The sequence below is a fragment of the Enterobacter sp. PTB genome, assembly GCF_051130085.1.
Lineage (GTDB): Bacteria > Pseudomonadota > Gammaproteobacteria > Enterobacterales > Enterobacteriaceae > Enterobacter > Enterobacter ludwigii.
This window is the reverse complement of sequence record NZ_JBDKEE010000018.1, coordinates 28,371-52,984: the sequence shown is the minus strand read 5'-3', so window position 1 is coordinate 52,984 and position 24,614 is coordinate 28,371. Positions and strand designations below refer to the sequence as shown.

General features: G+C 57.0%; 24 protein-coding genes. 12 read left to right on the top strand and 12 right to left on the bottom strand.

Annotated elements, in window-relative coordinates:
* Nucleotides 1-68 precede the first annotated feature (68 nt).
* Nucleotides 69-1,103: an L-rhamnose/proton symporter RhaT gene (gene rhaT, locus AAIR21_RS19780; protein WP_020883962.1), complete on the top strand. Its 1,035-nt coding sequence runs from the start codon at nucleotides 69-71 to the stop codon at nucleotides 1,101-1,103.
* Here the strand turns inward: rhaT and rhaR are convergent, their stop codons facing one another.
* Together rhaR and rhaS are read right to left on the bottom strand one after the other, a co-directional pair.
* Nucleotides 1,104-1,952, bottom strand: a complete 849-nt coding sequence (rhaR, locus tag AAIR21_RS19775; RefSeq protein ID WP_014172216.1) for an HTH-type transcriptional activator RhaR — start codon at nucleotides 1,950-1,952, stop codon at nucleotides 1,104-1,106. It abuts the gene before it with no gap.
* Between the two features lie 73 nt (nucleotides 1,953-2,025).
* Nucleotides 2,026-2,862 (bottom strand): HTH-type transcriptional activator RhaS, encoded by an 837-nt coding sequence (gene rhaS / locus AAIR21_RS19770; protein ID WP_032680070.1) that lies wholly within the window; start codon nucleotides 2,860-2,862, stop codon nucleotides 2,026-2,028.
* A gap of 301 nt (nucleotides 2,863-3,163) precedes the next feature.
* On the opposite strand from rhaS, the gene rhaB reads away from it, so the two are divergent.
* The 4 genes from rhaB to rhaM all read left to right on the top strand — a co-directional run bounded on the left by rhaB (nucleotide 3,164) and on the right by rhaM (nucleotide 7,171).
* Nucleotides 3,164-4,633 carry a rhamnulokinase gene (gene rhaB, locus AAIR21_RS19765; RefSeq protein ID WP_183516920.1) on the top strand — a complete coding sequence of 490 codons (1,470 nt, stop codon included), beginning with the start codon at nucleotides 3,164-3,166 and terminating at the stop codon, nucleotides 4,631-4,633.
* Nucleotides 4,630-5,889: an L-rhamnose isomerase gene (gene rhaA / locus AAIR21_RS19760; protein WP_020883965.1), complete on the top strand. Its 1,260-nt coding sequence runs from the start codon at nucleotides 4,630-4,632 to the stop codon at nucleotides 5,887-5,889. The genes rhaB and rhaA overlap by 4 nt, the downstream gene beginning before the upstream one ends.
* 109 nt (nucleotides 5,890-5,998) lie before the next feature.
* Entirely contained in the window at nucleotides 5,999-6,829 is an 831-nt protein-coding gene (gene rhaD / locus AAIR21_RS19755) for a rhamnulose-1-phosphate aldolase (protein WP_014172220.1), read from the top strand.
* A 27-nt stretch (nucleotides 6,830-6,856) separates the two neighbouring features.
* A complete protein-coding gene (gene rhaM / locus AAIR21_RS19750) occupies nucleotides 6,857-7,171 on the top strand; it encodes an L-rhamnose mutarotase (protein WP_183516923.1) in 315 nt (104 codons plus the stop codon).
* A 37-nt stretch (nucleotides 7,172-7,208) separates the two neighbouring features.
* On the opposite strand, the gene AAIR21_RS19745 is transcribed toward rhaM, so the two are convergent.
* The 4 genes from AAIR21_RS19745 to AAIR21_RS19730 all read right to left on the bottom strand — a co-directional run bounded on the left by AAIR21_RS19745 (nucleotide 7,209) and on the right by AAIR21_RS19730 (nucleotide 12,308).
* Nucleotides 7,209-8,474 carry an MFS transporter gene (locus AAIR21_RS19745; RefSeq protein ID WP_183516919.1) on the bottom strand — a complete coding sequence of 422 codons (1,266 nt, stop codon included), beginning with the start codon at nucleotides 8,472-8,474 and terminating at the stop codon, nucleotides 7,209-7,211.
* A 44-nt stretch (nucleotides 8,475-8,518) separates the two neighbouring features.
* The gene (locus AAIR21_RS19740) at nucleotides 8,519-10,642 is read right to left on the bottom strand and encodes an alpha-galactosidase (protein ID WP_176586964.1); all 2,124 of its coding nucleotides are present in this window, start codon (nucleotides 10,640-10,642) and stop codon (nucleotides 8,519-8,521) included.
* A gap of 104 nt (nucleotides 10,643-10,746) precedes the next feature.
* Complete coding sequence (locus tag AAIR21_RS19735; RefSeq protein ID WP_183516918.1) at nucleotides 10,747-11,742, bottom strand: substrate-binding domain-containing protein; 996 nt, start codon at nucleotides 11,740-11,742, stop codon at nucleotides 10,747-10,749.
* Nucleotides 11,743-11,759: 17 nt separating this feature from the next.
* Nucleotides 11,760-12,308, bottom strand: coding sequence for a helix-turn-helix domain-containing protein (locus AAIR21_RS19730; protein ID WP_014172225.1), 549 nt, complete (start codon nucleotides 12,306-12,308; stop codon nucleotides 11,760-11,762).
* Nucleotides 12,309-12,412: 104 nt separating this feature from the next.
* On the opposite strand from AAIR21_RS19730, the gene AAIR21_RS19725 reads away from it, so the two are divergent.
* On the top strand, nucleotides 12,413-13,072 hold the full coding sequence (locus tag AAIR21_RS19725) for an AzlC family ABC transporter permease (protein WP_183516917.1): 660 nt from the start codon (nucleotides 12,413-12,415) through the stop codon (nucleotides 13,070-13,072).
* Nucleotides 13,072-13,395 carry an AzlD domain-containing protein gene (locus AAIR21_RS19720; RefSeq protein ID WP_032680064.1) on the top strand — a complete coding sequence of 108 codons (324 nt, stop codon included), beginning with the start codon at nucleotides 13,072-13,074 and terminating at the stop codon, nucleotides 13,393-13,395. The genes AAIR21_RS19725 and AAIR21_RS19720 overlap by 1 nt, the downstream gene beginning before the upstream one ends.
* A gap of 40 nt (nucleotides 13,396-13,435) precedes the next feature.
* Here the strand turns inward: AAIR21_RS19720 and AAIR21_RS19715 are convergent, their stop codons facing one another.
* Together AAIR21_RS19715 and fdhD are read right to left on the bottom strand one after the other, a co-directional pair.
* On the bottom strand, nucleotides 13,436-13,648 hold the full coding sequence (locus AAIR21_RS19715; protein ID WP_008501827.1) for a DUF1471 domain-containing protein: 213 nt from the start codon (nucleotides 13,646-13,648) through the stop codon (nucleotides 13,436-13,438).
* 114 nt (nucleotides 13,649-13,762) lie between these two features.
* A complete protein-coding gene (gene fdhD / locus AAIR21_RS19710; protein WP_183516916.1) occupies nucleotides 13,763-14,599 on the bottom strand; it encodes a formate dehydrogenase accessory sulfurtransferase FdhD in 837 nt (278 codons plus the stop codon).
* A gap of 383 nt (nucleotides 14,600-14,982) precedes the next feature.
* Here fdhD and fdnG point away from each other — a divergent pair, with 383 nt between their 5' ends.
* From fdnG to AAIR21_RS19685, 5 genes are all read left to right on the top strand, one after another.
* On the top strand, nucleotides 14,983-18,033 hold the full coding sequence (gene fdnG, locus AAIR21_RS19705; protein WP_088202997.1) for a formate dehydrogenase-N subunit alpha: 3,051 nt from the start codon (nucleotides 14,983-14,985) through the stop codon (nucleotides 18,031-18,033).
* Between the two features lie 12 nt (nucleotides 18,034-18,045).
* Entirely contained in the window at nucleotides 18,046-18,948 is a 903-nt protein-coding gene (gene fdxH, locus AAIR21_RS19700; RefSeq protein ID WP_014172231.1) for a formate dehydrogenase subunit beta, read from the top strand.
* Nucleotides 18,945-19,580 (top strand): formate dehydrogenase cytochrome b556 subunit, encoded by a 636-nt coding sequence (gene fdoI / locus AAIR21_RS19695; RefSeq protein ID WP_014172232.1) that lies wholly within the window; start codon nucleotides 18,945-18,947, stop codon nucleotides 19,578-19,580. The genes fdxH and fdoI overlap by 4 nt, the downstream gene beginning before the upstream one ends.
* Nucleotides 19,577-20,506, top strand: a complete 930-nt coding sequence (gene fdhE / locus AAIR21_RS19690) for a formate dehydrogenase accessory protein FdhE (protein ID WP_014172233.1) — start codon at nucleotides 19,577-19,579, stop codon at nucleotides 20,504-20,506. Before fdoI ends, fdhE begins: the two co-directional genes overlap by 4 nt.
* Before the next feature lie 265 nt (nucleotides 20,507-20,771).
* A complete protein-coding gene (locus tag AAIR21_RS19685; protein ID WP_183516914.1) occupies nucleotides 20,772-21,686 on the top strand; it encodes an alpha/beta hydrolase in 915 nt (304 codons plus the stop codon).
* A 28-nt stretch (nucleotides 21,687-21,714) separates the two neighbouring features.
* Here AAIR21_RS19685 and fabY read toward each other — a convergent pair whose 3' ends face one another.
* The 4 genes from fabY to yihX are packed head-to-tail and all read right to left on the bottom strand — an operon-like array spanning nucleotide 21,715 to nucleotide 24,609.
* The gene (gene fabY, locus AAIR21_RS19680; protein ID WP_020883976.1) at nucleotides 21,715-22,656 is read right to left on the bottom strand and encodes a fatty acid biosynthesis protein FabY; all 942 of its coding nucleotides are present in this window, start codon (nucleotides 22,654-22,656) and stop codon (nucleotides 21,715-21,717) included.
* A gap of 44 nt (nucleotides 22,657-22,700) precedes the next feature.
* Entirely contained in the window at nucleotides 22,701-23,138 is a 438-nt protein-coding gene (gene dtd / locus AAIR21_RS19675) for a D-aminoacyl-tRNA deacylase (RefSeq protein ID WP_020883977.1), read from the bottom strand.
* Nucleotides 23,135-24,016 carry a virulence factor BrkB family protein gene (locus tag AAIR21_RS19670; protein WP_014172237.1) on the bottom strand — a complete coding sequence of 294 codons (882 nt, stop codon included), beginning with the start codon at nucleotides 24,014-24,016 and terminating at the stop codon, nucleotides 23,135-23,137. Before AAIR21_RS19670 ends, dtd begins: the two co-directional genes overlap by 4 nt.
* Nucleotides 24,010-24,609, bottom strand: coding sequence for a glucose-1-phosphatase (gene yihX, locus AAIR21_RS19665; RefSeq protein WP_014172238.1), 600 nt, complete (start codon nucleotides 24,607-24,609; stop codon nucleotides 24,010-24,012). The genes AAIR21_RS19670 and yihX overlap by 7 nt, the downstream gene beginning before the upstream one ends.
* Nucleotides 24,610-24,614: the final 5 nt, after the last annotated feature.

Here is a 24,614-nt window from a genome sequence, read left to right as displayed (position 1 = left end):
TGCTTAATTTTTACACTCATCGAGTCGGTGGGAAGCCACCGGCATATAAAAACGATGAGGATGTAAACATGAATCATGCGATTACGATGGGTATTTTCTGGCATCTGATAGGCGCGGCCAGTGCAGCCTGTTTCTATGCCCCGTTTAAACAGGTCAAACAGTGGTCATGGGAAACCATGTGGTCCGTCGGCGGTGTGGTCTCGTGGATAATTCTTCCCTGGACCATCAGCGCCATGCTGCTCCCGGATTTCTGGGGCTACTTCTCCTCCTTTAACGCCTCCACCCTGCTGCCGGTCTTTCTCTTTGGCGCCATGTGGGGCGTCGGTAACATTAACTATGGCCTCACCATGCGCTACCTCGGCATGTCGATGGGCATTGGCATCGCGATTGGTATTACGCTGATTGTCGGCACCCTGATGACGCCGATCCTCAACGGTAACGTCGACGTGCTGATCAACACCAAAGGCGGCCAGATGACGCTGCTGGGCGTGCTGGTGGCCGTCATTGGCGTGGGCATTGTCACCCGCGCAGGGCAGCTGAAAGAGCGCAAAATGGGCATCAGAGCCGAAGAGTTCAACCTGAAGAAAGGTCTGCTGCTGGCGGTGATGTGCGGGATCTTCTCCGCAGGCATGTCATTCGCGATGAACGCCGCCAAACCGATGCATGAAGCCGCTGCCGCACTGGGCGTCGACCCGCTGTACGTGGCACTGCCAAGCTATGTGGTGATCATGGGTGGCGGAGCGGTGGTTAACCTCGGTTTCTGTTTTTTCCGTCTGGCAAACGTGAAGACCTTGTCACTGAAAGCCGACTTCTCGCTGGCTAAACAGATGATTATCGGGAACGTGCTGCTCTCGGCGCTCGGCGGGCTGATGTGGTATCTCCAGTTCTTCTTCTACGCGTGGGGTCACGCCAGTATTCCGGCGCAGTATGACTATATGAGCTGGATGCTGCACATGAGCTTCTACGTGCTGTGCGGTGGGCTGGTGGGTCTGCTTCTGAAAGAGTGGAACAACGCCGGGCGTCGCCCGGTGGGCGTGCTGAGTCTGGGGTGCGTGGTGATCATTATTGCAGCCAACATTGTGGGCCTCGGCATGGCGAACTGATTACGCCGCGTTACGACTGCGATGACGCCACTGAACCGGCGTCATCCCCACCTCGCGGTTAAAGACCACAGAAAAATAGTTACTGTCCTCAAAGCCGCAACGCATCGCCACATCGCTGACCATCAGTTCCGTATGCTGAAGCAGGTACTGGGCATGGCAGATGCGCAGCTGGCGCAGATAATGGTTCACCGTCATCCCGGTCTGGGTGCGGAATTGCTGGCGCAACGCGCGCTCGCTGCACTGCGCCTGCTCGCAGAATTTCTCCAGCACAAAGCTTTTGTTAAGGCTGCCCGCCAGGGTGGTGATGAGCTTATCAAGCAGGGCTTCCTGCGCGGTAGCCGACGGGTTATCAATGGCGTAGCGATGGCGCGTCAACGTCATGACCAGCTGGGCGAAAAGCAGTTCTGCCATCTGGTGAGCCTCAGGATCGCTTTTCTGGCTCTCCTGCTCCAGCTGAGAAATCACCTGTCGCACCTGCGTCATGCCGTTACTGCTCAGTCGCCAGTGCGCCGCGCACTTCGTATCATTAAAACCCGGAATGTAAGCCGCCCAGTCGACGTTGAGTTTCAGCCTGTCAGGGCAGTAAATCACGTTCTGCAGGACCAGGTCGTTGACCGAAGCGTAGGCGTGTTTGTCTTCAGCACGGATGTAAAACAGATCCCCACGCGTAATGCGGTAGGGCCGATCGTTGAGGATATGCAAGCCATTGCCCCGCCACACCAGCACCAGCTCGCAGAACTCATGAGTGTGCTCGGCAAAGACGTTTTGCGGATAGCGATCCGCCACCGCGACGGCCTGGCCGGCGGAGGCAAAAAAATCCACTTTGCGAAGCATTAGCTGAGCAACCACGACACCACCTCGACAGCAAATAACCTGACATTATTAGCGTTTTTGCCCACGGGAAACGGTGACAACCCTCGCGTTACTGCAGTGACGCGTCCTTTCCCTGGCGAATATCGCGCGGTGACCAGCTAAATTCCCGGCGAAACAGGGTCGAAAAGTGGTTACTGTCGCCGAAACCGCAACGATAGGCGATATCCGTGACGCTCTCATCGGTATGACGCAGCAGATGGCGCGCTTTAATCAGGCGCAGACGGTTCAGATAGCGCTGGGGCGTCAGCCCGGTTTGCTGCTTCAGCTGACGATGCAAGGTCCGAAGCGACAGCGAAAAATCATCCGCCAGCGTTTCCCAGCAGACATCCTCGGCGAAATGGTCCTCCAGCCAGGCCATCAGTTGAGTCAAACGCGCATCGTTATTCCCCAGCCCGGCCACCATGCTACTGCGGCGCAGCAGCACCAGCAGCTGCATAAACAACAGCTCACGCGTGGCGATGACGTGGGTCTCCTGTCCCTCGTCGCGCTGTTCCATCTGGCTCACCAGCTGGCGCACCTGCTGCAGCGTGGACTGATTCACCCGCCAGTGTGAAGGATAGATGCCGTCCTTCTCCTGCGGCAAGAGATGGTTCAGCCCGGACAGGAACTGGAATGCATCGGGCGAACGGTAGAGCACGTTAGTCAGGCACAGGTTGTCGGTATGTTCATATAAGTGCCGGTCATGATCGCGCACAAAGCAGACCGTCCCACCACTGATGGTATACGGCTGGCCGTTAAACACATGGATCCCCGTTCCGTGTTCAACAATCACAATTTCGTGAAAATCATGATGATGCTCAGGGAACGCCACCTGAGGGAGTCGCGGTTCAATCGCGACAGACGACCCACCCGAAGGAAAAAAATCCGCGCTGTGCAGTACGGTCATAACGGCCCCCACCAATGAGAAATGTTCTCAAAATAGTAATTAAGGCCCCGTCCCCTCACCTTAAATTTTCGACCGTAAACCTCGCAAAAACTGTCCGTTTTTCAAGAAACAGGCTGAAAGATCAGGAAATGCGGTAAGCGTCACACTGCCTGCAAACCCCGTCACGCCTGGAAACTGTGAACTCCCTCACGTTCACCTTTGCTTTCTTGCCAGCCCCGGAAAACCGCTGTCACTGGCGAGAAGGTGGTGATGGGTTCCTTTTTTTACACTCACCGCTAATGACTTTAAGAAGGACACAACCATGACTTTTCGCCATTGCGTGGCTGTCGATCTAGGCGCATCCAGCGGCCGTGTAATGCTGGCCACTTATGACGGCAAGCGGCAGACGCTTTCGCTTCGCGAGATGCACCGCTTTGTTAACTGCCTGCAAAAGCAGGACGGCTGTGAGGTGTGGGATATCGACAGCCTTGAGGCAGCGATCCGCACCGGACTGCAGAAGGTCTGCGATGCGGGTATCCGTATCGACAGTATCGGCATCGATACCTGGGGCGTCGATTACGTACTGCTGGACAGCAACGGTGAACGCGTCGGTTTGCCGATAGCCTATCGCGACAGCCGCACCGACGGCCTGATGGCGCGTGCGATTGCCGGGCTTGGCAAAGAGAATATTTATGGCCGCAGCGGTATTCAGTTCCTGCCATTCAATACCCTCTATCAACTGCGCGCGCTGGTCGAACAGCAGCCGGCGCTGGTTCCCCGCGTGGCGCATGCACTGCTGATCCCGGACTACTTCAGCTACCGCCTGACCGGCAACATGAACTGGGAATACACCAACGCCACCACCACGCAACTGGTGAACATCAACTCCGATAACTGGGATGAACACCTGCTGGCCTGGACCGGGGCTTCACCCTCCTGGTTCGGTACGCCGACGCATCCTGGCAATGTGATCGGTCAATGGATGTGCCCGCAGGGTAATGCGATCCCGGTGGTGGCGGTTGCGAGTCACGATACCGCCAGCGCCGTCATTGCGTCACCGCTTGCCGGTAACGACGCGGCCTACCTCTCTTCCGGGACCTGGTCGCTGATGGGCTTTGAGAGCAAAACCCCCTACACCAGCGATGCCGCGCTGGCCGCGAACATCACCAACGAAGGCGGTGCCGAAGGGCGCTACCGCGTGCTGAAGAATATCATGGGTCTGTGGCTGCTCCAGCGAGTGCTTAAAGAGCAAAACATTACCGACCTGCCCGCGCTTATTGCCGACACCGAAAGACTGAAAGCCTGCAGTTTCCTGATCAATCCCAATGATGACCGCTTTATCAACCCGGCGAACATGAGCGCCGAAATCCAGGCCGCCTGCGTTGACGCCGGGCAGCCCGTGCCATCGAAACCGGCAGAGCTGGCACGCTGTATTTTCGACAGCCTCGCCCTGCTGTATGCCGAGATCCTGAGCGAGCTGGCCGACCTTCGCGGCCGGCCGTTCACTCAGTTGCATATTGTCGGCGGCGGCTGCCAGAACCAGCTTCTGAACCAGCTCTGCGCCGATGCCTGCGGGATCACCGTGGTGGCGGGCCCGATTGAAGCGTCGACGCTCGGCAATATTGGCATTCAGCTCATGACCCTGGACGAACTCGCCAGCGTGGACGATTTCCGCACGGTGGTGTCGGCGAACGCCACGCTGACCACGTTCATCCCCAATCCCTGCCATGAAATTGCCCGCTATCGGGCGCAGTTTCAGCAAAACCGACTGACTAAGGAGCTTTGCGCATGACCACTCAACTTGAACAAGCCTGGGACCTGGCTAAACAGCGTTACGCCGCCGTCGGCGTGGATGTCGATGAGGCGCTGCGCCAGCTCGATCGTCTGCCGGTCTCCATGCACTGCTGGCAGGGCGACGACGTTGCCGGTTTTGAAAACCCGGGCGGCTCGCTGACGGGGGGCATTCAGGCCACCGGCAACTATCCGGGCAAAGCGCGTAACGCCACCGAGCTGCGCGCCGACCTGGAGCTGGCGCTGAGCCTGATCCCGGGGCCTAAGCGGCTGAACCTGCATGCTATCTATCTGGAATCTGACACGCCGGTCGCGCGTAACGAGATCAAACCTGCGCATTTTAAAAACTGGGTGGCGTGGGCGAAAGCCAACCAGCTGGGCCTGGATTTCAACCCATCCTGCTTCTCGCACCCGCTGAGCGCCGACGGTTTTACCCTTGCCCACGCGAACGACGACATCCGCCAGTTCTGGATTGACCACGTAAAAGCCAGCCGCCGCGTCTCCGCGTACTTTGGCGAGCAGCTCGGCACGCCGTCGGTGATGAACATCTGGATCCCGGACGGCATGAAAGACATCACCGTTGACCGTCTGGCCCCGCGTCAGCGCCTGCTGGCGGCGCTGGATGAAGCCATCAGCGAAAAACTGAACCCGGCGCACCACATCGACGCCGTAGAGAGCAAGCTGTTCGGTATTGGTGCGGAAAGTTACACCGTGGGCTCGAACGAGTTTTACATGGGGTACGCCACCAGCCGCCAGACCGCGCTGTGCCTGGATGCCGGCCACTTCCACCCGACGGAGGTGATCTCCGACAAAATCTCCGCCGCCATGCTCTACGTACCCCGCCTGCTGCTGCACGTGAGCCGTCCCGTACGCTGGGACAGCGACCACGTGGTGCTGCTGGATGACGAAACCCAGGCCATTGCCAGCGAAATCATTCGCCACGATCTGTTTGACCGCGTGCACATTGGCCTCGACTTCTTTGACGCCTCCATCAACCGCATCGCGGCCTGGGTGATTGGCACCCGCAACATGAAAAAAGCCCTGCTGCGTGCGCTGCTGGAGCCCACCAGCGCCCTGAAGCAGCTGGAAGAGAACGGCGATTACACCGCGCGCCTGGTGCTGCTGGAAGAGCAGAAAACCCTGCCGTGGCAGGCGGTGTGGGAGATGTACTGCCAGCGTAACGACACCCCAGCGGGCAGTCAGTGGCTGGATAACGTGCGGATGTATGAGAAAGACGTGCTGAGTCAGCGCGGATAAATATGCCCTCACCCTCTTCCTGTGGAAGAGACCACTTTTACCCCCTCTCCCTGTGGGAGAGGGCCGGGGTGAGGGAAACGCTCACCACGATCACGGGAAATGAAACACTATGCAGACCATCACTAACGCCTGGTTCGTCCAGGGCATGATTAAAGCCACCTCCGACGCCTGGCTGAAAGGCTGGGACGAGCGCAATGGCGGTAACCTGACGCTGCGCCTGGATGATGCCGACATTGAACCGTTCGCCGCCGAGTTCCATCAGAAGCCGCGCTATATCGCCCTGAGCCAGCCAATGCCGCAGCTCGCCAGTACGCCGTTTATCGTTACCGGTTCCGGTAAATTCTTCCGTAACGTGCAGCTCGACCCGCAGGCCAACCTCGGGGTGGTGAGAGTGGACAGCGACGGCGCAGGCTATCACATCCTCTGGGGGCTGACGGACGATGCAGTGCCCACGTCTGAACTCCCGGCGCACTTCCTCTCTCACTGTGAGCGTATCAAGGCAACCCACGGCAAAGACCGGGTGATCATGCACTGTCACGCCACCAACCTGATCGCCCTGACCTACGTGCTGGAAAACAGTAGCGACTACCTCACGCGGAAGCTGTGGGAAGGCAGCACCGAATGTCTGGTGGTTTTCCCCGACGGGGTCGGCATTCTGCCGTGGATGGTGCCGGGTACCGACGAAATCGGCCAGGCCACCGCCATCGAAATGCAGTCACACTCCCTGGTGCTGTGGCCGTTCCACGGGGTATTCGGCAGCGGGCCGACGCTCGACGAAACGTTTGGTCTGATTGATACCGCCGAGAAGTCCGCCGAGGTGCTGGTGAAGGTCCTGTCGATGGGCGGCATGAAGCAGACCATCACCCGGGAAGAGCTGATTGCACTCGGTAAACGCTTTGGCGTCACGCCGATGCAGTCGGCACTGGATTTGTACCCATAGCGGCCCGCGAAAGCGGCTGGAGGCATGATGATCCGCAAAGCATTTGTGATGCAGGTGAACCCTGACGCGCACGATGAGTACGCGCGTCGCCATAACCCCATCTGGCCAGAGCTGGAGGCGGTATTAAAAGACCACAGTGCGCACCACTACGCTATCTATCTCGATGAGGCGCGTAACCTGCTGTTTGCGAGCGTTGAGATTGAATCGGAAGCGCGCTGGAACGCGGTGGCAAAGACCGACGTTTGTCAGCGCTGGTGGAAATACATGGGTGAGGTTATGCCCTCGAACCCCGACAACAGCCCGGTGAGTGCCGAACTGAAAGCGGTGTTTTACCTGCCCTAAAACGTTAACGCTGCCGCATCCGCGGCAGCGTCCTGCGTTAGTTTGCCTCCACCGCAGCGCGGCGCGCCGCAATCTCCTGCTTACTGCTCAGCGTAAAGGCCGAGACCACCGTAATCGCCAGTACAAAACAGCCCAGCATCAGGTAGGTCTCCTGGAAACTGATCCGGTCATACATATTCCCGGCAAAAGCAGAGAGGAAAATCGCCGCCGACTGTTTGGCAAACTGGAAGCCAATCAGATAGATAGTGGCCGACAGACGGGTATCGAACACGCCGGTGATGTATTTGAACGCCCCCACCAGCAGGAACGGAACCTCCAGCGCGTGCAGCATCTTCAGGGCAATCACTTCCACCGCAGTGGTGGCGAACGACGAGCCGATAATGCGCGTCGCCATAATCAGCCCGGCAATCAGCAGCGTATTCTTCGCGCCGATACGGTTGATGATCCACGGCGAGCAGAACATGATGATCGCGTTGCAAATTTCCCCCGCCGTAGTGGCAAAACCAAAGGCTCGCGTTCCCTCCTGCGGTGTTGCGAAGAAGGTTTTAAAGAAGGTGGCAAACTGCTGGTCAAAAACGTCATACACGCAGGCCACACCGATGACGTACAGAATGAACATCCACATTCTGCGCTGACGGAACAGGTTAAAGACCGTCCTGGCGGTGATCTGCGGCTGGTTGGCCCCCAGCGCATTCATCACCTGCGCAGTCTGGTTTGGCTTCGGTTTCGCAACCACCAGCAACAGCATCAGCAGCAGCGCAGCCGCTGACCCCATCCAGAAGACATACGACGGGTCGATGCCAAACAGAATACCGCCCGTTGAAGCGCACAGCCCCCAGCCGAGACAGCCGAACATGCGCGCCTTGCCGTATTCAAACACGCTGTTACGGCTCACGCGTTCGATGTAGGCCTCAATCGCGCCTGAACCTGCGGAGAAGACAAAACCGATGTACAGACCGCCGCTCAGCGCCCCCAGCCAGATACTGGTTTTCAGCAGTGGCGCAAAGACATACAGGAAGAACGGCGCGAACAGAAACAGCAGCACCGTGATAATCCACAGCAGGTGTTTTTTCAGCCCCAGCTTATCCGAAATGACCCCAAGCACGGGCTGGAAGGCGATGGCCGAAAGCGAGATACAGGAGAACACGATCCCGGTATGGGTTTTGTTCAGGCCGATGACATCCGACAGCCAGATCGGCAGAAACGGAAAGCAGGTGGCCATAATGAAGAAGTAGAGAAAGAAGAACAGCCCGAAGATCCAGAAGTTAGGGTTGTCCTTGTGGGTACAGGTTGTTGTGTTCATTATTTTTATCCTCAACGGAGGGCCAGTCTCCCGGCCCATCACCCTTACACGCGTTCAACGCCAATCAGAATGGCGGTTTCCGGGTCCAGAATCGGCAGTGCGATCCCCGCCTGCATCAGCCACTCACCGCTGGCCGTCTGGGACGTTTCCATCCACGCCGGCAGCTTGCGCATGGTGTGCCCGCCCTCACCGGTGAGTCGAATGTTGGGGTGATCGAGCAGCGTGATGCGGTACTGCGCCTGCGCGTCGAGCCCCGGCATGCGCAGCGGCATCATGAGCGTGTAATCCGGCATGGCCAGTTGGCTGACCATAAACAACCCCTGCGTTTTGTCTTCGCTCACTATACCCTGCGCCAGCGTGCTGGCATCCGGCATATCCACGCGCCACTGGGTACCGTGATGGATGACTTCCCGCCACTGCTTGTGCAGCGCGGCGTAATGGCGATAGCCTTCACGCTCCTGAGCATCGACGGTGAGCGGGTCAAGCTCCAGTCCCATATGGCCAAACAGTGCCGTCAGGCCGCGGAAAGCAATGCTGTGCTGGCGGAATGTGGCGTGACATTTATGATGACCGATATGCGCGCCCATCACTTCCGGCGGGAAGAAGTAACTCATGCCACGCTGGATGGTATTGCGCTCCAGCGCGTCGTTGTTGTCAGAGGCCCAGAAGCGGTGGCTGCGGGTCAGGACTTCATAGTCGATTCGCCCGCCGCCCGAGGAGCAGGACTCAAATTCGATGTGCGGGAAACGCTCGCCCAGCACGTCTAACAGACGATAAAACTGCCGCGTCTGCGCATCCGCGGCGGCTTTGCCGTGGTGCCCGGGCTGTACCAGTTCGCGGTTCATATCCCACTTAACGTAGTCGATGGCATGTTCGCCCAGCAGCCAGCTCATGCGCTCGACCAGATAATCAAAAGCCTGCGGAATATTCAGGTTGAGCACCAGTTGATGACGGCCCGTTGCCTGGGTGTAGCCCGGCAGCGCCAGCACCCAGTCGGGATGGGCACGATACAGATCCGAGTCCGGGTTAATCATCTCCGGCTCAATCCAGATACCAAATTCCATGCCGCGCTTTTTCACATGGTTAATCACCGGCGTCAGCCCGTCCGGGTATTTTTTCTCGTCCAGGTACCAGTCACCCAGCGCCGCGTGGTCATCGTTACGGCCTTTGAACCAGCCGTCGTCGATGATAAAACGCTCTACGCCCAGCGCCGCAGCCTCATCGGCCATGCGCATGATGTACGCCGGGTCATGGCTGAAGTAGATCCCCTCCCAGGTATTGAGATGTACCGGGCGCGGTTTGTTTTCAGGGAAGCGGATAACGTTGTCGCGCAGATACCGGTGGAACGACTGGCTCATGCCGTTCAGACCCCGTGCGGAGTAGCTCGCATACAGGCGTGGAGTCCAGAGCGTTTCCCCCTCTTCAATCGCCATTTCTCCCGGCAGGTAGAGGGCTTCGGCCTGCAGATAGCGGCGTCCGTCGGTTTTGACTTCCGCACGCAGGCGGTGGTTGCCGCTCCAGCCCAGATGCACGCCCCAGACGTCGCCGTGCATTTCGTTAAATGAGGACGTACCGGCGATCAGCGCCGGGAAGTGTTCGTGAGAGGTCCGGCCGCGGCGGTTTTCAATCACAACGCTGTCGTGTTCAAGCTTCACGCGATGCGGCTGGAACTCACGGATCCAGCGTCCGTGGAACGCCATCACGTCCTGCGCGCGTTCAGCGACCGGTAGCGTCACGGCGAAACGATCAACCTGCCACGCCTGCGCCCGTAGGTTAGTTAAACCGTGACGCACCACCAGTACCCCGCTTGCATCCAGTGCCAGCTCGCTGGTCAGACGCAACCCGGCATGTTCATCTTCCGCCGTTAACGTCAGGGTTTGCCCCTCGTGCTGCACATGGGTGGTTTTAAAGACAGGCGACCCGTCCAGCCCCTGGCGGTGCCCTTCAATACCGGGCGAACCAAACAGACCGTGTCCCAGCTCCGCCATCAGCGTCACCGGGGCGTCAACGTCGAGCCTACCGTTCGCCACAGGACGAGACAGACTTACCACATCTTGCGGTGAAAAGTGGTGAAGGTGCGGCCCCCAGTAAAGAATTTCGGCGAACGGGTGCGTGGTGATCACCAGGTCAACCGCCTTACTTTCGAGTCGAAAAATGGAATCGTGCATCAGACCTCTCCTGTCATCGGGATGATCTGAGTGTTGATCCGAAACGTTTCGGATACAAACCAAAACGTTTCGGATCTGTGATCGGCTTTGGAATTTTGCTGTGTTTAGGCCGTCTGGCCCGGGAAGAATTCTGGCTGCCAGAGCACCTGAAGCTGAGCGATATCGTCGCCGTTAATCAACTGACGCACCATGTCAGCGATCTGTTTCCCGACGCCCTGGCGGGTGGACTGAATAACCGCCGCCACTTCAACATCGACAATGCTGTCCTGCGGTAAGCCGTCGTAAACCACCAGCGAAACGGCGTTTTCACCGCAGAGAAGACCCCGCTGCGCCAGCGCCATGGCCGCGCCGTCGCCGTGAGTGTTGCAGTCGGTAATGATGGCCGTGGGGGGCTGCGGCAGGGAGAGAAGTTCATTCGTCGTGGCGTAACCCACGCGGCGCGAAGGCGGCATGGCGCGCAGCCATTCGCTGGATAACCCGGCTTCGCGTAGCGCATCCAGATAACCCTGGCGGCGCTGGGTGATGAAGGCCTGATTGTTGCTTTCACCCAGCAAGGCGATGCGGCGATGCCCCTTTTCAATCAGCCAGCGGGTGGCATTGTACGTGCCGGCATAGTTGTCGAAATCAAACCACGCATAGGGCTGCGGTAGCTGGCTGCGTCCGAGCGCGAGAAAGGGAAAACCGGCGGCCTGAAGCTGTTCCAGCCGCGGGTCATGATCCAGCGTGTGCGCCACAATCAGCGCATCCACGCGACGACTTTGCACCATACGCATATAGCTGTGCTTATCCGCCAGATCGTCATCGGCAATCAGCAGGAGATCGATTTCATGTCGCGCCAGTTCGTGGCTAATTTCGCCGACCATGTCCATAAAGACGCTGTTATTGAGCGGAACAGGATGCACCGGAAAAACCAGACCCACGGCGTCGATTTTGCCCATCTTCAGGCGACGCGCGAAGGTGTTTGGCCGGTAGCCACGGCGCTGAGCCTCCGCTTCGACGCGGGCGCGCGTCTCGCGGGAGACATCGTCATACCCGTTAAGGGCGCGGCTGACGGTGGTAACAGACAGCCCCAGTTCTTTGGCAATGGCTTTAAGCGACATGATTTTCCGTATCTGCGTTAATTTTGTTCAGCCACCAGAAGCGCGTGCGTATCCGGCTCCAGGGCCTTAAAGATATGCGGCTGGTCAGCGGGATAGCAAATGTAATCCCCCGGGCCAAGCTCTTCCGCCGCGTCGATCAGACCAACCAGCGCTCTACCCTGCGTCACAATAATATGCTCCACTGAGCCTGCCGGATGTGGCTGAGAAATGCGGTCGGCACCCGGCTGGGTGAGTAACAGGTAGATGTCACGACGCGCGCCCGGCGGGCACGCCGCCAGCAAAATGGCTTCATAGTTGGCCTGTCCGGCAACCACCTTCGTTCCTTCTCCACGGCGGATCACCTGAGTGGTCGGCTGCTGCGGTTCAAGCAAACGGGCAAAAGGAATGTCCAACGCCACACAGAGTGACCAGAGCGTCTCCAGGCTGGGATTCCCGTTGCCGGACTCCAGCTGCGACAGCGTGGATTTAGCGATCCCGGCACGGCGCGCGATTTCCGCCAGTGAAAGTCCGGTTCGCAGGCGTTCTCGCACCAGACTTTTAGCGATCACGCTGATTGGCTGCGTCATAAAAACGGCCCCTTTGTTCTATAAATCGAACGAATCGTTCGGCTTGAAAAACGATCCTGATGCGTTCATTATAATGGAAATACGTTCGATATGGCTAAAATTGTATGAAGCATCCTCTCTCCAGCCTGAAAGGCGACACGATAAAAGCAATCATCCTGGTGTGTCTCGCGGTAGGCGTCGTCGGGATATCCTATGGTTCGCTGGCAATGGCCTACGGTTTCCCGGTCTGGGTCCCGTTTTTACTCTCCATTACCGTGCTGGCGGGTGCCTCTGAATTTATGTTTATCGGCATTGTGGCAAGCGGCGGTAACCCTCTGGCAGCGGCGGCTGCCGGATTACTGGTTAATGCACGTCATGTACCGTTTGGAGTGACGGTGCGTGAACTGGTGGGTAAACGTGGCCTGAGTTTTCTGGGTTGCCACATTATGAACGACGAAAGCGTGGTGTTCGGGTTGTCGCAAAAAACGCCCGAACAGCGTAAGGCGGCATACTGGCTATGCGGTTTAGGCGTGGCGATCGTCTGGCCGCTGGGTACATTGCTGGGCGCCATGGTTGGCAAACTGTTGCCGGACCTTGAAACCATCGGGCTGGATGCGGTATTCCCGGCGATTTTACTGGCGTTAGTGGTGCCGGCTTTTAAAAATCGCACCACCCTGATCCGCGCCTGCAGCGGTGCTGCATTGTCACTGGCCGCCGTGCCGTTTGCCCCGGTGGGTTTACCGGTTCTGCTCTCTTTACTGGGTCTTGCTGCGAGGAAAAAATAATGGGGAATATGACGGTCTTTATTCTCGGTATCGCCGTGCTTTCCGTGGGAACCTATTTAATGCGTCTCGGCGGGGCAAAACTCGGCAACCGACTGGCGCTGTCAGACCGCTCTCAGGCTCTGCTTTCAGATGCGGCAACGGTTTTGCTGTTTTCCGTCGCGCTGGCGACCACCTTCTATGAAGGTGAGCATTTTGCCGGTATGGCGCGCGTACTGGGCGTGGCGTTTGCAGTGTTTCTGGCATGGCGAAAAATGCCGTTAATTGTGGTGATCGTGGCGGCAGCGGTCGTGACTGCATTGCTGCGCCTGGCGGGTATCCAATAAAAAAAGCGCCCCTGGGGCGCTCTTTCGACGGTGTGGCAGCTTATTTGTTCAGTTCAGCGGTCATGTGTACGCGGTTACCCGTAAACGCCTGCGTAATTTTGTAAGATGACGCGCCCGCTTCCTGAGCCTGTGCAGCAATTTTCGCTTCTGCGCCATCAATGGTAGAGGCGGTTGCGGTCACAGTCTGTGCAGCGAAAGAACCGAAAGACGTAGCCAGAGCGATTACTGCGACAAAAGTTTTGATGCTTTTCATGATATAAACCCTTTCAATTAGTTGTTTGTTTAAGGCACCGTGCCTTGATGAGATAAATAGTAGACCTCATCATGAACAACTAAAAGCGGAAGGATTTGCTATTCTTTTTCAAATTTACTGATTAACTATTAAACGCTGCGGATGGGTATAAATCGTCGCCCTTCCCGGCTTACAGAACCCCACCAGCGTCAGATTACAGCGCTCCGCCACTTCCACCGCCAGCGTGGTCGCGGCCGATACGGCAAAAAGGATTTCAACGCCGCACATCGCCGATTTTTGCACCATCTCGTAGCTGGCGCGGCTGGAGACCAGTGCCGCCCCCTGCTGCCAGAGTTCGCTTTCACGCGCCCGGCGGCCCATCAGTTTATCCAGCGCCACATGGCGGCCGACATCCTCATGCCCCCCGGCAATATCGCCCGATGGCAGAACCCATGCCGCCGCATGCGTGCATCCGCTCAGCTGGCCGGCAGGTTGCACGTCATTCAGATGTTCAAGGGCATGATCGAGATGGGCCAGATTGAAGGTCTGGGTAAACGGCAGAGGTGCGACAGGCTTACCGATATCATTGAGCTGCTCTACCCCGCAAACCCCGCATCCGGTACGCCCGGCCAGCGCGCGTCGCCGCTCTTTGAGCCCCATAAACCGGCGGCTTGAGAGTTCGATTTGCACTTCAAGGCCGTTGCAGGCCTTCACCACATCCATGCCGTAAATTTCTTGCGGGTGCTCAATGATGCCTTCCGAGAGGGAAAAGCCAATCGCGAACAGCTCCAGATCTTTCGGCGAGGCCATCATCACCACATGGGAAATACCGTTGTAAACCAGAGCAACGGGCACTTCCTCCGCCAGAAAATCAGGCGTGGTGTGGGTAATGTGGGGCGGTCTGTGTACCGACAGTTCCACGATACCGGCAGGCAGTGGCGACGAGTGGGTAACACGGTTTTGTTTAGACACAGCGGTATTCCTGAACAACCACGGAGGTGAGCCTGCTATTGCATCACAAACCGCAGGCCATACGCATAGTATGGATCAACTTTTCAGCACCCATCCTCATCAAGTTTACCTACTCATTTGGGAGAGGCGCAACCGAGGCGGTGATACAGCCCTTTAACATGCCGGGGCAATAATGTGACTCGTGTCACACTTTATAATCAACACAGTGATAATACGTTCACTTTGTATTAACGCCATTGGAACAGGCGTACCGACATTGTGGTATTCTGATGATATCCCTCGTAGAACTGAGGGATTAACGCAAATTTTTCTCCTTTGCGGTCACCGTTCAACCGCGAAGTCAAAACTACATATGTAAGCAATGTCGAAACAAGGAGTGACCCATGCAGGTCAGCAGAAGGCAGTTCTTTAAGATCTGCGCTGGCGGTATGGCAGGCACCACGGCGGCGGCACTGGGTTTTGCACCCGGTGTAGCGCTGGCGGAGACGCGGCAATATAAACTGCTGCGCACCCGTGAAACCCGTAATACCTGTACGTACTGCTCTGTCGGTTGCGGGCTGTTGATGTATAGCCTCGGCGACGGTGCTAAAAACGCCAAAGCGTCTATCTTCCATATCGAAGGTGACCCGGACCATCCGGTCAACCGCGGTGCGCTGTGCCCGAAAGGTGCCGGCCTGGTTGACTTTATCCACTCCGAAAGCCGCCTGAAATTCCCTGAATATCGTGCGCCAGGTTCCGATAAATGGCAGCAAATCAGCTGGGAAGACGCATTTGACCGCATCGCTAAACTGATTAAAGAAGACCGCGATGCCAACTTTATTGCGAAGAACGCTGAAGGCGTCACCGTCAACCGCTGGCTCTCCACCGGGATGCTGTGTGCGTCTGCTTCCAGTAACGAAACCGGCTATTTAACCCAGAAATTTACGCGTGCACTCGGTATGCTCGCGGTCGACAACCAGGCGCGTGTCTGACACGGACCAACGGTAGCAAGTCTTGCTCCAACATTTGGTCGCGGTGCGATGACCAACCACTGGGTCGACATCAAGAACGCCAACCTTATTGTGGTGATGGGCGGTAACGCCGCTGAAGCGCACCCTGTCGGGTTCCGCTGGGCGATGGAAGCCAAAATCCACAACGGTGCGAAACTGATTGTGATAGATCCCCGCTTTACGCGTACTGCGTCAGTGGCGGATTTCTACACCCCTATTCGTTCAGGTACTGACATCACTTTCCTGTCAGGCGTATTGCTGTACCTGATGACCAACGAAAAATATAACCGCGAATACACCGAAGCCTATACCAACGCCAGCCTGATCGTGCGTGAGGATTACCACTTCGAAGATGGACTGTTCAGCGGTTATGACGCCGAAAAACGCAAATACGACAAGACCAGCTGGAACTATGAGCTGGACGAGAAAGGCTTTGCGAAGCGTGATACGACGCTGCAGCATCCGCGCTGCGTGTGGAACCTGCTGAAAGAGCACGTTTCCCGCTACACGCCGGACGTTGTCGAAAACATCTGTGGTACGCCGAAGGAAGACTTCCTGAAGGTGTGCGAGCTTATCGCCGAAACCAGCGCGAAAGACAAAACGGCGTCGTTCCTCTACGCGCTCGGCTGGACCCAACACTCTGTCGGCGCGCAGAACATCCGTACCATGGCGATGGTTCAGCTGCTGCTCGGCAACATGGGGATGGCTGGCGGCGGCGTGAACGCCCTGCGTGGTCACTCCAACATTCAGGGTCTGACCGACCTTGGTCTGCTGTCTCAAAGCCTGCCGGGTTACATGAACCTGCCAAGCGAAAAACAGACCGACCTGCAAACCTACCTCACAGCCAGCACGCCTAAACCGCTGCTCGAAGGTCAGGTGAACTACTGGGGCAACTATCCGAAGTTCTTCGTCTCGATGATGAAAGCCTTCTTCGGTGACAAAGCGACAGCAGAAAACAGCTGGGGCTTTGACTGGCTGCCGAAGTGGGACAAAGGTTACGACGTTCTGCAGTACTTCGAGATGATGCATCAGGGCAAGGTGAATGGCTATCTGTGCCAGGGCTTTAACCCGGTCGCCTCATTCCCGAACAAGAACAAGGTGGTTGAATCGCTGTCGAAACTGAAGTTCCTGGTGACGATTGACCCACTCAACACCGAGACGTCGACCTTCTGGCAGAACCACGGTGAGTCGAATGACGTTGACCCATCGAAGATTCAGACTGAAGTGTTCCGTCTGCCTTCTACCTGCTTCGCGGAAGAGAACGGTTCCATCGTGAACTCTGGCCGCTGGCTGCAGTGGCACTGGAAAGGTGCGGACGCCCCGGGCATCGCCATGAACGACGGCGAGATCCTGGCCGGTATCTTCCTACGCCTGCGTAAGATGTATGCGGCAGAAGGCGGTGCGAACCCGGAACCGGTGCTGAACATGACCTGGAACTACTCGACGCCGGAAAACCCAGCGCCGGAAGAAGTGGCGATGGAGAGCAACGGTAAAGCGCTGGCAGATGTTATCGACCCGGCCACCGGAACGGTGCTGGCGAAGAAAGGCGATCAGCTCAGTACCTTCGCGCACCTGCGTGATGACGGCACGACCGCCAGTGGCTGCTGGATCTTTGCCGGTAGCTGGACGCCGAAAGGTAACCAGATGGCCAACCGCGATAATGCTGACCCGTCAGGCCTCGGCAATACGCTGGGCTGGGCCTGGGCATGGCCGCTGAACCGCCGCATTCTCTACAACCGTGCTTCCGCTGACCCGCAGGGTAATCCGTGGGATCCGAAGCGTCAGTTGCTGAAATGGGACGGCGCGAAATGGGGCGGTGTGGATATTCCGGACTACAGTACTGCCCCTCCAGGCAGCGATGTCGGGCCGTTTATCATGCAGCCTGAAGGGATGGGACGCCTGTTTGCTATCGATAAGATGGCGGAAGGGCCATTCCCGGAACACTACGAGCCGTTTGAGACGCCGCTGGGCACCAACCCGCTGCACCCGAACGTGGTCTCTAACCCGGCAGCCCGCATCTTTAAGGGCGATTTCGACGCGCTGGGTAAAAAAGACAAGTTCCCGTATGTGGGCACCACTTACCGTCTGACCGAACACTTCCACTACTGGACCAAGCACGCGCTGCTTAACGCTATCGCGCAGCCGGAACAGTTTGTGGAGATCGGCGAGAAGCTGGCGAACAAGCTCGGCATTGCCCATGGCGATACCGTGAAGGTCTCTTCTAACCGTGGCTACATCAAGGCCAAGGCGGTGGTGACCAAGCGTATTCGCACGCTGAACGTTCACGGTCAGCAGGTGGATACCATCGGTATTCCGATTCACTGGGGTTATGAGGGCGTGGCGAAGAAAGGGTTCATTGCGAACACCCTGACGCCGTTCGTCGGTGATGCGAACACGCAGACGCCGGAGTTTAAGGCCTTCCTCGTGAACGTGGAAAAGGTGTAACGGAGACGACTTATGGCTTATCAATCTCAAGACATTATCCGTCGTTCCGCGACTAACGGTTTCACGCCCGCGCCTCAGGCGCGGGACCACCAGCAGGAAGTGGCGAAGCTTATCGACGTGACCACCTGTATCGGCTGTAAAGCCTGCCAGGTGGCCTGTTCTGAGTGGAACGACCTCCGTGATGAAGTGGGTCACAACGTCGGGGTGTACGACAACCCGGCTGACCTGACCGCCAAGTCCTGGACGGTGATGCGTTTCTCGGAAGTGGAACAGAACGACAAACTGGAATGGCTTATCCGCAAAGACGGCTGTATGCACTGTGCGGATCCGGGCTGCCTGAAGGCATGTCCGTCAGAAGGGGCTATCATTCAGTATGCTAACGGTATCGTCGACTTCCAGTCCGAGCAGTGCATTGGCTGCGGCTACTGCATAGCGGGCTGCCCGTTCGATGTCCCTCGCATGAACCCGGAAGACAACCGCGTCTACAAATGCACGCTGTGCGTAGACCGTGTAAACGTCGGCCAGGAGCCTGCGTGCGTGAAGACCTGTCCGACGGGCGCTATCCACTTTGGTTCCAAAGAGGATATGAAAACGCTGGCGGCTGAACGCGTGGGCGAACTGAAAACCCGTGGCTACGACAACGCAGGCCTATACGACCCGGCCGGCGTGGGCGGCACGCACGTGATGTATGTGCTGCACCACGCAGACAAGCCGAATCTGTATCACGGCCTGCCGGAGAACCCGGAAATCAGCGCGACCGTGAAGTTCTGGAAAGGCATCTGGAAACCGCTGGCAGCGGTGGGTTTTGCTGCCACCTTCGCAGCGAGCATCTTCCACTATGTCGGTGTCGGTCCGAACCGCGCGGAAGAGGAAGACGACAACCTGCATGAAGAGAAAGACGAGGTGCGCAAATGAAAAAACGTGACACCATCGTGCGCTATACCGCGCCGGAACGCATCAACCACTGGGTCACCGCCTTCTGCTTCATGCTGGCGGCGATAAGCGGGCTGGGGTTCTTCTTCCCCTCCTTCAACTGGCTGATGCAGATCATGGGGACACCACAGCTGGCGCGTATACTGCACCCGTTTGTTGGCGTCATCATGTTCGCGTCGTTCATCATCATGTTTTTCCGATACTGGCACCATAACCTAATCAATCGGGATGATATCTTTTGGGCGAAGAATATTCGTAAGATCGTCGTCAACGAGGAAGTGGGTGATACCGGGCGTTATAACTTCGGCCAGAAGTGCGTATTCTGGGCGGCGATTATCTTCCTGGTCCTGTTGCTGGTGAGCGGCGTGATCATCTGGCGTCCGTATTTTGCGCCTGCTTTCTCAATCCCGGTGATCCGATTCGCGCTGATGCTGCATTCATTTGCCGCAGTGGCGTTAATTGTGGTTATCATGGTGCATATTTACGCCGCCCTCTGGGTGAAAGGCACCATTACCGCGATGGTGGAAGGCTGGGTAACCAGTACGTGGGCGAAGAAACATCACCCGCGCTGGTACCGAGAGGTCCGCCAGAAACAGGAAAAGTCATCTGAATGAGTATTCGCATAATCCCGCAAGATGAGCTGGGTTCGAGCGAGAAACGCACGGCGGATTATATTCCGCCGTTGTTATTCCCCAGACTCAAGAACCTCTATAACCGCCGCGCAGAGCGTCTGCGCGAGCTGGCAGAGAACAACCCACTGGGTGATTTTCTGCGTTTTGCCGCGCTGGTTGCCCATGCGCAGGAAGTGGTGCTATACGACCACCCGCTGCAAATTGACCTGACCGCGCGCATCAAAGAGGCCAGCGAGCAGGGTAAGCCTCCGCTGGATATCCACGTTCTGCCGCGCGATAAGCACTGGCATACGCTGCTGCACTCCCTGATTGCCGAGCTGAAACCCGAGATGAGCGGTACCGCGCTGGCGGTCATTGAGAATCTGGAAAAAGCCTCCGATCAGGAGCTGGAAGAGATGGCGAGCGCGCTGTTTGCGTCCGATTTCTCCCTGGTCAGCAGCGACAAAGCGCCGTTCATCTGGGCGGCGTTGTCGCTTTACTGGGCGCAAATGGCCAGCCTGATCCCGGGTAAAGCCCGCGCCGAATACGGTGAAGCGCGTCAATTCTGCCCGGTATGCGGCTCAATGCCGGTGTCCAGCATGGTGCAGATCGGTACCACTCAAGGGCTGCGTTATCTGCACTGCAACCTGTGTGAAACCGAGTGGCACGTGGTGCGCATTAAATGCAGCAACTGCGAGCAGACGCGCGATCTCAACTACTGGTCGCTGGAAAATGAAGACGCGGCGGTCAAAGCTGAAAGCTGCGGCGACTGCGGTACCTACCTGAAGATCCTTTATCAGGAAAAAGACCCGAAAGTCGAAGCCGTCGCCGACGATCTCGCCTCGCTGATTCTGGACGCCAAAATGGAGCAAGAGGGCTTTGCCCGCAGCTCTATTAACCCGTTCCTGTTCCCGGGTGAAGGGGAGTAATCCCCACTCACAGTGCCGGGCAACGTTGGTTTGCCCGGCCTGTATCTGGTTGACTGCAACATCCTCGCCTTCCTCTCGCATATCTTCCAGCATCACTGTGCAGGCAAACTACACGTGCGTTATTCAGGACTAAAGCCAAATTTAATATCCATGTTTACTTTTGCGAGCCGCTTTCCAGAATCGTTTTCAGCCTCGTTTTCCCTGTTTCACTCGACAACAAACTGAGTTATAACACTGTATATTCATACAGATTAAAGGGACCCACATGGCACTCGAAAAAGGGATTGATACGCTGGTTCAGGCGTTCATCGCAGCAGGACGTCCTTCTGCGCGTAGCCAAAGTATTGATGACCGGAGAGCAGGCTATATTGCCAGCACGGCGCTTGCCGGTGAGACAGAAACGCGCGTTGACGTAGAAACGCTGAACCTCGAAGGCATCACATATCGCGTCTTCTCTCCGCCAGATGCTGCTGAAAAGCTGCCGACCGTTATCTACTACCACGGGGGATGCTTTATCAGCGGCGGCTTCGATACTCACGATAATCAACTGCGCCAGTTAGCGTTTTATGGCAACTGCCGCGTCATTGCGATCCAGTACAGACTTGCTCCTGAACATACCTACCCTGCCGCCCATGATGATGCAGAAAGAGGCGCACATCTGGTCTGGCAATACGCGGATATGTTTGGCGTGGATAAAAACCGTATCACCCTGTGCGGGGACAGCGCGGGAGGCCATCTGGCACTGGTGACGGCCCTGCGGCTCACGTCTTCCGGACTCTGGCAGCCTGCGCATCTCATTCTTATCTACCCGATGCTGGATGCCACGGCCTCTTTTGAAAGCTATACCCGTAACGGCGCGGATTACGTCATCACCCGCGATACGCTGCTGAGCGGATATGAGCTCTATCTGGCCCACACGGAACGCCAGCATCCTGAAGCGAGCCCGCTCTGGCGAAAGGATTTTAGCGGCCTGCCTCCCGTGCACATCATTACTGCCGAGTTTGATCCGCTTTGCGACGAAGGTGAGGCGCTATATCAGCGCCTGACTGAGCAAGGCGTCACGTGTACGGCTCAGCGGTGGCTGGGGGTTATCCATGGATTTTTCCAGCTTGGCGGGGTCAGCCCGTCTGCGCGCGATCTTCTGAGGGATATTGCCAGACGGATCGGCGCGGGGAATTAACCCGGCAATCATGCCGGGACGACGGAACCTACTCTTCTTCGTTTCCACCCTCTTCAAACGCGCCAAACGGCTTCGCAGGAAGAACGATGTAGGTACCTTCAAAGACGGCACCCGGCGTTTCATCGCCGAACAGCTCAACGCGCATCTGTACGCGCGCTTTACGCCCGCGCGCCAGGCGGTCGAGATCGCCTCCAAGTGCGCCCAAATCGGCAACGGCGCTCGGCTTACCACTGATCGGCGCGCTGTAACGAATATGGGCATCGGCCAGAATAATGGTGCCGCCAAGATGGCGTTCGCGGAGCATCAGCCAGATAAGCCCCCAGCCGGTCAGCGTGGCGAGCGAAAACAGGCTGCCGGCAAACAGGGTGTGATGGGGGTTCTGATTGCCGATTTCCGGCATGGTGGTAATGAATTTTTGCCCGGTGTACTGCTGAATACGCACGCCCATTTTTTCACTCAGGGGAATGTGCTGATACCAGGCCTGCTGGAGCTGCCCACACCAGTCGGCGCGATGGAGAATATCATCCAGCGTAGCGATGGGTTTGATCATCAAAAAGTGACGAATCGGCGTGGTTTGCGGGGCGGTGATTTCCCCCTGGTTAACAAAACCGAGTTTGGCGAAGAATTCGACGGCGTCTTCGCGGGCGCTACAGGTGACGCGCTTAACCCCTTCCTGACGGGCGACGGACTCAAGAGTCATCGCCATCAAGGTGCCGAGGCCTTTATCCTGCACGGAAGGATGAACCGCCATAAAGCGGATTGAAGCTTCGTTATCGGCATTGATGTACAAACGCCCGACGGCGACGAGGTTACCCTCTTCGTCCATCACCATCTGGTGATGGGCCATCGCATCCCAGGCGTCGCGCTCAGACCCTTTTGGCTGATGTAATGGCTTGCGTAACATTTCCCAGCGGAACTGGTAATAGGCTTCTAACTCTTCTTCCGTTTGCGGTACTCGAAGGTGATACATAGCTGTACTCTCTCTTGTTACCCGCGGCCACGCCGCCAGTTGGCTCATACCTGGAGCCAGAATGTGACGGGGCCATCGTTCACCAGCGATACCTGCATATCTGCAGCGAATCGTCCGGTTTGCGTATTCATGTCCTGTTGACGACAACGCGCCACAAAGTACTCGTAAAGGGCTTCTGCACGATCCGGTGCGGCACCTTTAGAGAAACCCGGGCGCATGCCGCGCTCGGTATCGGCCGCCAGCGTAAACTGGGAGACCACCAGCACGCTGCCACCCGCCTGCTGAACGTTCAGGTTCATCTTACCTTCCGCATCGCTGAAAATGCGGTAGCCCAGCACGCGCTCGCACAAGCGGTTGGCTTTCTGTTCGTCATCATCCTTTTCGACACCTAACAACACTAAAAGTCCTGGGCCAATTTCACCCGTCACCTCTCCCTCCACGGTGACGCTGGCACGGGTTACGCGCTGTATCAATGCAATCATGGTTGGTCTGCTTCTTGTTGTTTTTCAGCTTCTGCTGCTTTTTTAAGTTCGCGGTATACGCCGAGAGTGACAGTTATTTCGGCACCAAGCAAGACGATACACCAGGTCCAGTAGACCCAGACAAATAAAATGGGGATCACCGCCAGCACGCCGTAAATCAGCTGATAAGACGGGAACATGGTGATGTAAAGGGCAAACCCTTTTTTGCCCAGTTCAAAGAGCAATGCCGCGACCAGCGCGCCCACGACCGCATCGCGGTTAGGCACGCGCGTGGTCGGTACCACGCTGTAAAGCAGCCAGAAAGAGAGCCACGATAAAATCAGCGGGAAGATACGCAACAGGTTATCGATAACGCCGTTGAGATCGCTGGCCCAGCGCAGCGAAAGCAGATACGAACTGATAGCCAGACTCGCTCCGGCCAGCAAGGGCCCCAGCGTTAAGATCATCCAGTACACCGCAAAGGAATAAACCTTGGGCCGCGCCTTTTTACTCCGCCAGATGGCATTCAGCGCGTTATCTATGGCGTACATCAATAACAGCGCCGTGACGATCAGGCCACACGCCCCGACCGCCGTCATTTTGCTGGAGTTAGCGACAAACTGTTCAATGTAGTTCTGTATGACGTCCCCGGTGGCGGGAATAAAATTCGCAAAGACAAAGTGGCGAAGCTGCAGGCTGACATCTGCAAACATTGGAAAAGCGGAAAATAGCGCAAAAATGACGGCCACCAGCGGCACAAGCGAGAGCAATGACACGTAGGCGAGGTTACCCGCCAGCGTGGTCATGTTGTCCTCATCAATGCGATGCCAGAGCAGTTTCAGCCACGCCCTGAGCGGACGAGTATGATGCGTGGCTTTTTGATGAACGGTTTTTAGCATAACTGCTTCGCAAAATAGTTTGGTATCGTCTCCTTTCCGGTCACCAGAATTGACGTGATACCCAACTGGTTAGCTCCCTCTATATTATCGGCATTGTCGTCGAAAAAGACCGCATCGGCCGCGGTGAATCCTTCCGCCTGCAGAACCGCCTGATAGATACGCGCTTCGGGTTTACGCATACCCATCTCCTGGGAGAGGTAGATTTTATCGGCCGCCGCCTGCACCTCAGGATACTCGTCAGGCCAGAACGTGGTATGCAGACGGTTAGTATTCGACAGCACCACAACCCGATGCCCCTGCTCGCGGAGTTTATGCATAATGGCGATCACGTCCGGGCGGATCGCGACGAACACTGCCTGCCAGCCATGGGAAAACTGCTCGTAACTTAACGGCACATCCATTTCATGACACAGACGTTCAGCAAATTCTTCATCGCTAATTTCGCCGCGCTCGTGCTGATGGAAAGTCTCGCCCATGGCGAAACTCTGCTTTAACGTCGCCAGCGGGACACGGCTAAAGTCGCTCCATGCGCCCAGCACCCGATTAAAATCGATATCGACGATTACATTTCCTAAGTCAAAGATATAAAGCATTTTTT

Bases quoted from the DNA above. Each gene is read 5' to 3' on its own strand.
- rhaT (WP_020883962.1), top strand. From the start codon at position 69: ATGAATCATGCGATTACGATGGGTATTTTCTGGCATCTGATAGGCGCG.
- rhaS (WP_032680070.1), bottom strand. From the start codon at position 2,862: ATGACCGTACTGCACAGCGCGGATTTTTTTCCTTCGGGTGGGTCGTCT.
- rhaB (WP_183516920.1), top strand. From the start codon at position 3,164: ATGACTTTTCGCCATTGCGTGGCTGTCGATCTAGGCGCATCCAGCGGC.
- rhaA (WP_020883965.1), top strand. From the start codon at position 4,630: ATGACCACTCAACTTGAACAAGCCTGGGACCTGGCTAAACAGCGTTAC.
- rhaD (WP_014172220.1), top strand. From the start codon at position 5,999: ATGCAGACCATCACTAACGCCTGGTTCGTCCAGGGCATGATTAAAGCC.
- rhaM (WP_183516923.1), top strand. From the start codon at position 6,857: ATGATCCGCAAAGCATTTGTGATGCAGGTGAACCCTGACGCGCACGAT.
- AAIR21_RS19745 (WP_183516919.1), bottom strand. From the start codon at position 8,474: ATGAACACAACAACCTGTACCCACAAGGACAACCCTAACTTCTGGATC.
- AAIR21_RS19740 (WP_176586964.1), bottom strand. From the start codon at position 10,642: ATGCACGATTCCATTTTTCGACTCGAAAGTAAGGCGGTTGACCTGGTG.
- AAIR21_RS19735 (WP_183516918.1), bottom strand. From the start codon at position 11,742: ATGTCGCTTAAAGCCATTGCCAAAGAACTGGGGCTGTCTGTTACCACC.
- AAIR21_RS19730 (WP_014172225.1), bottom strand. From the start codon at position 12,308: ATGACGCAGCCAATCAGCGTGATCGCTAAAAGTCTGGTGCGAGAACGC.
- AAIR21_RS19725 (WP_183516917.1), top strand. From the start codon at position 12,413: ATGAAGCATCCTCTCTCCAGCCTGAAAGGCGACACGATAAAAGCAATC.
- AAIR21_RS19720 (WP_032680064.1), top strand. From the start codon at position 13,072: ATGGGGAATATGACGGTCTTTATTCTCGGTATCGCCGTGCTTTCCGTG.
- AAIR21_RS19715 (WP_008501827.1), bottom strand. From the start codon at position 13,648: ATGAAAAGCATCAAAACTTTTGTCGCAGTAATCGCTCTGGCTACGTCT.
- fdxH (WP_014172231.1), top strand. From the start codon at position 18,046: ATGGCTTATCAATCTCAAGACATTATCCGTCGTTCCGCGACTAACGGT.
- fdoI (WP_014172232.1), top strand. From the start codon at position 18,945: ATGAAAAAACGTGACACCATCGTGCGCTATACCGCGCCGGAACGCATC.
- fdhE (WP_014172233.1), top strand. From the start codon at position 19,577: ATGAGTATTCGCATAATCCCGCAAGATGAGCTGGGTTCGAGCGAGAAA.
- AAIR21_RS19685 (WP_183516914.1), top strand. From the start codon at position 20,772: ATGGCACTCGAAAAAGGGATTGATACGCTGGTTCAGGCGTTCATCGCA.
- fabY (WP_020883976.1), bottom strand. From the start codon at position 22,656: ATGTATCACCTTCGAGTACCGCAAACGGAAGAAGAGTTAGAAGCCTAT.
- dtd (WP_020883977.1), bottom strand. From the start codon at position 23,138: ATGATTGCATTGATACAGCGCGTAACCCGTGCCAGCGTCACCGTGGAG.
- AAIR21_RS19670 (WP_014172237.1), bottom strand. From the start codon at position 24,016: ATGCTAAAAACCGTTCATCAAAAAGCCACGCATCATACTCGTCCGCTC.
- yihX (WP_014172238.1), bottom strand. From the start codon at position 24,609: ATGCTTTATATCTTTGACTTAGGAAATGTAATCGTCGATATCGATTTT.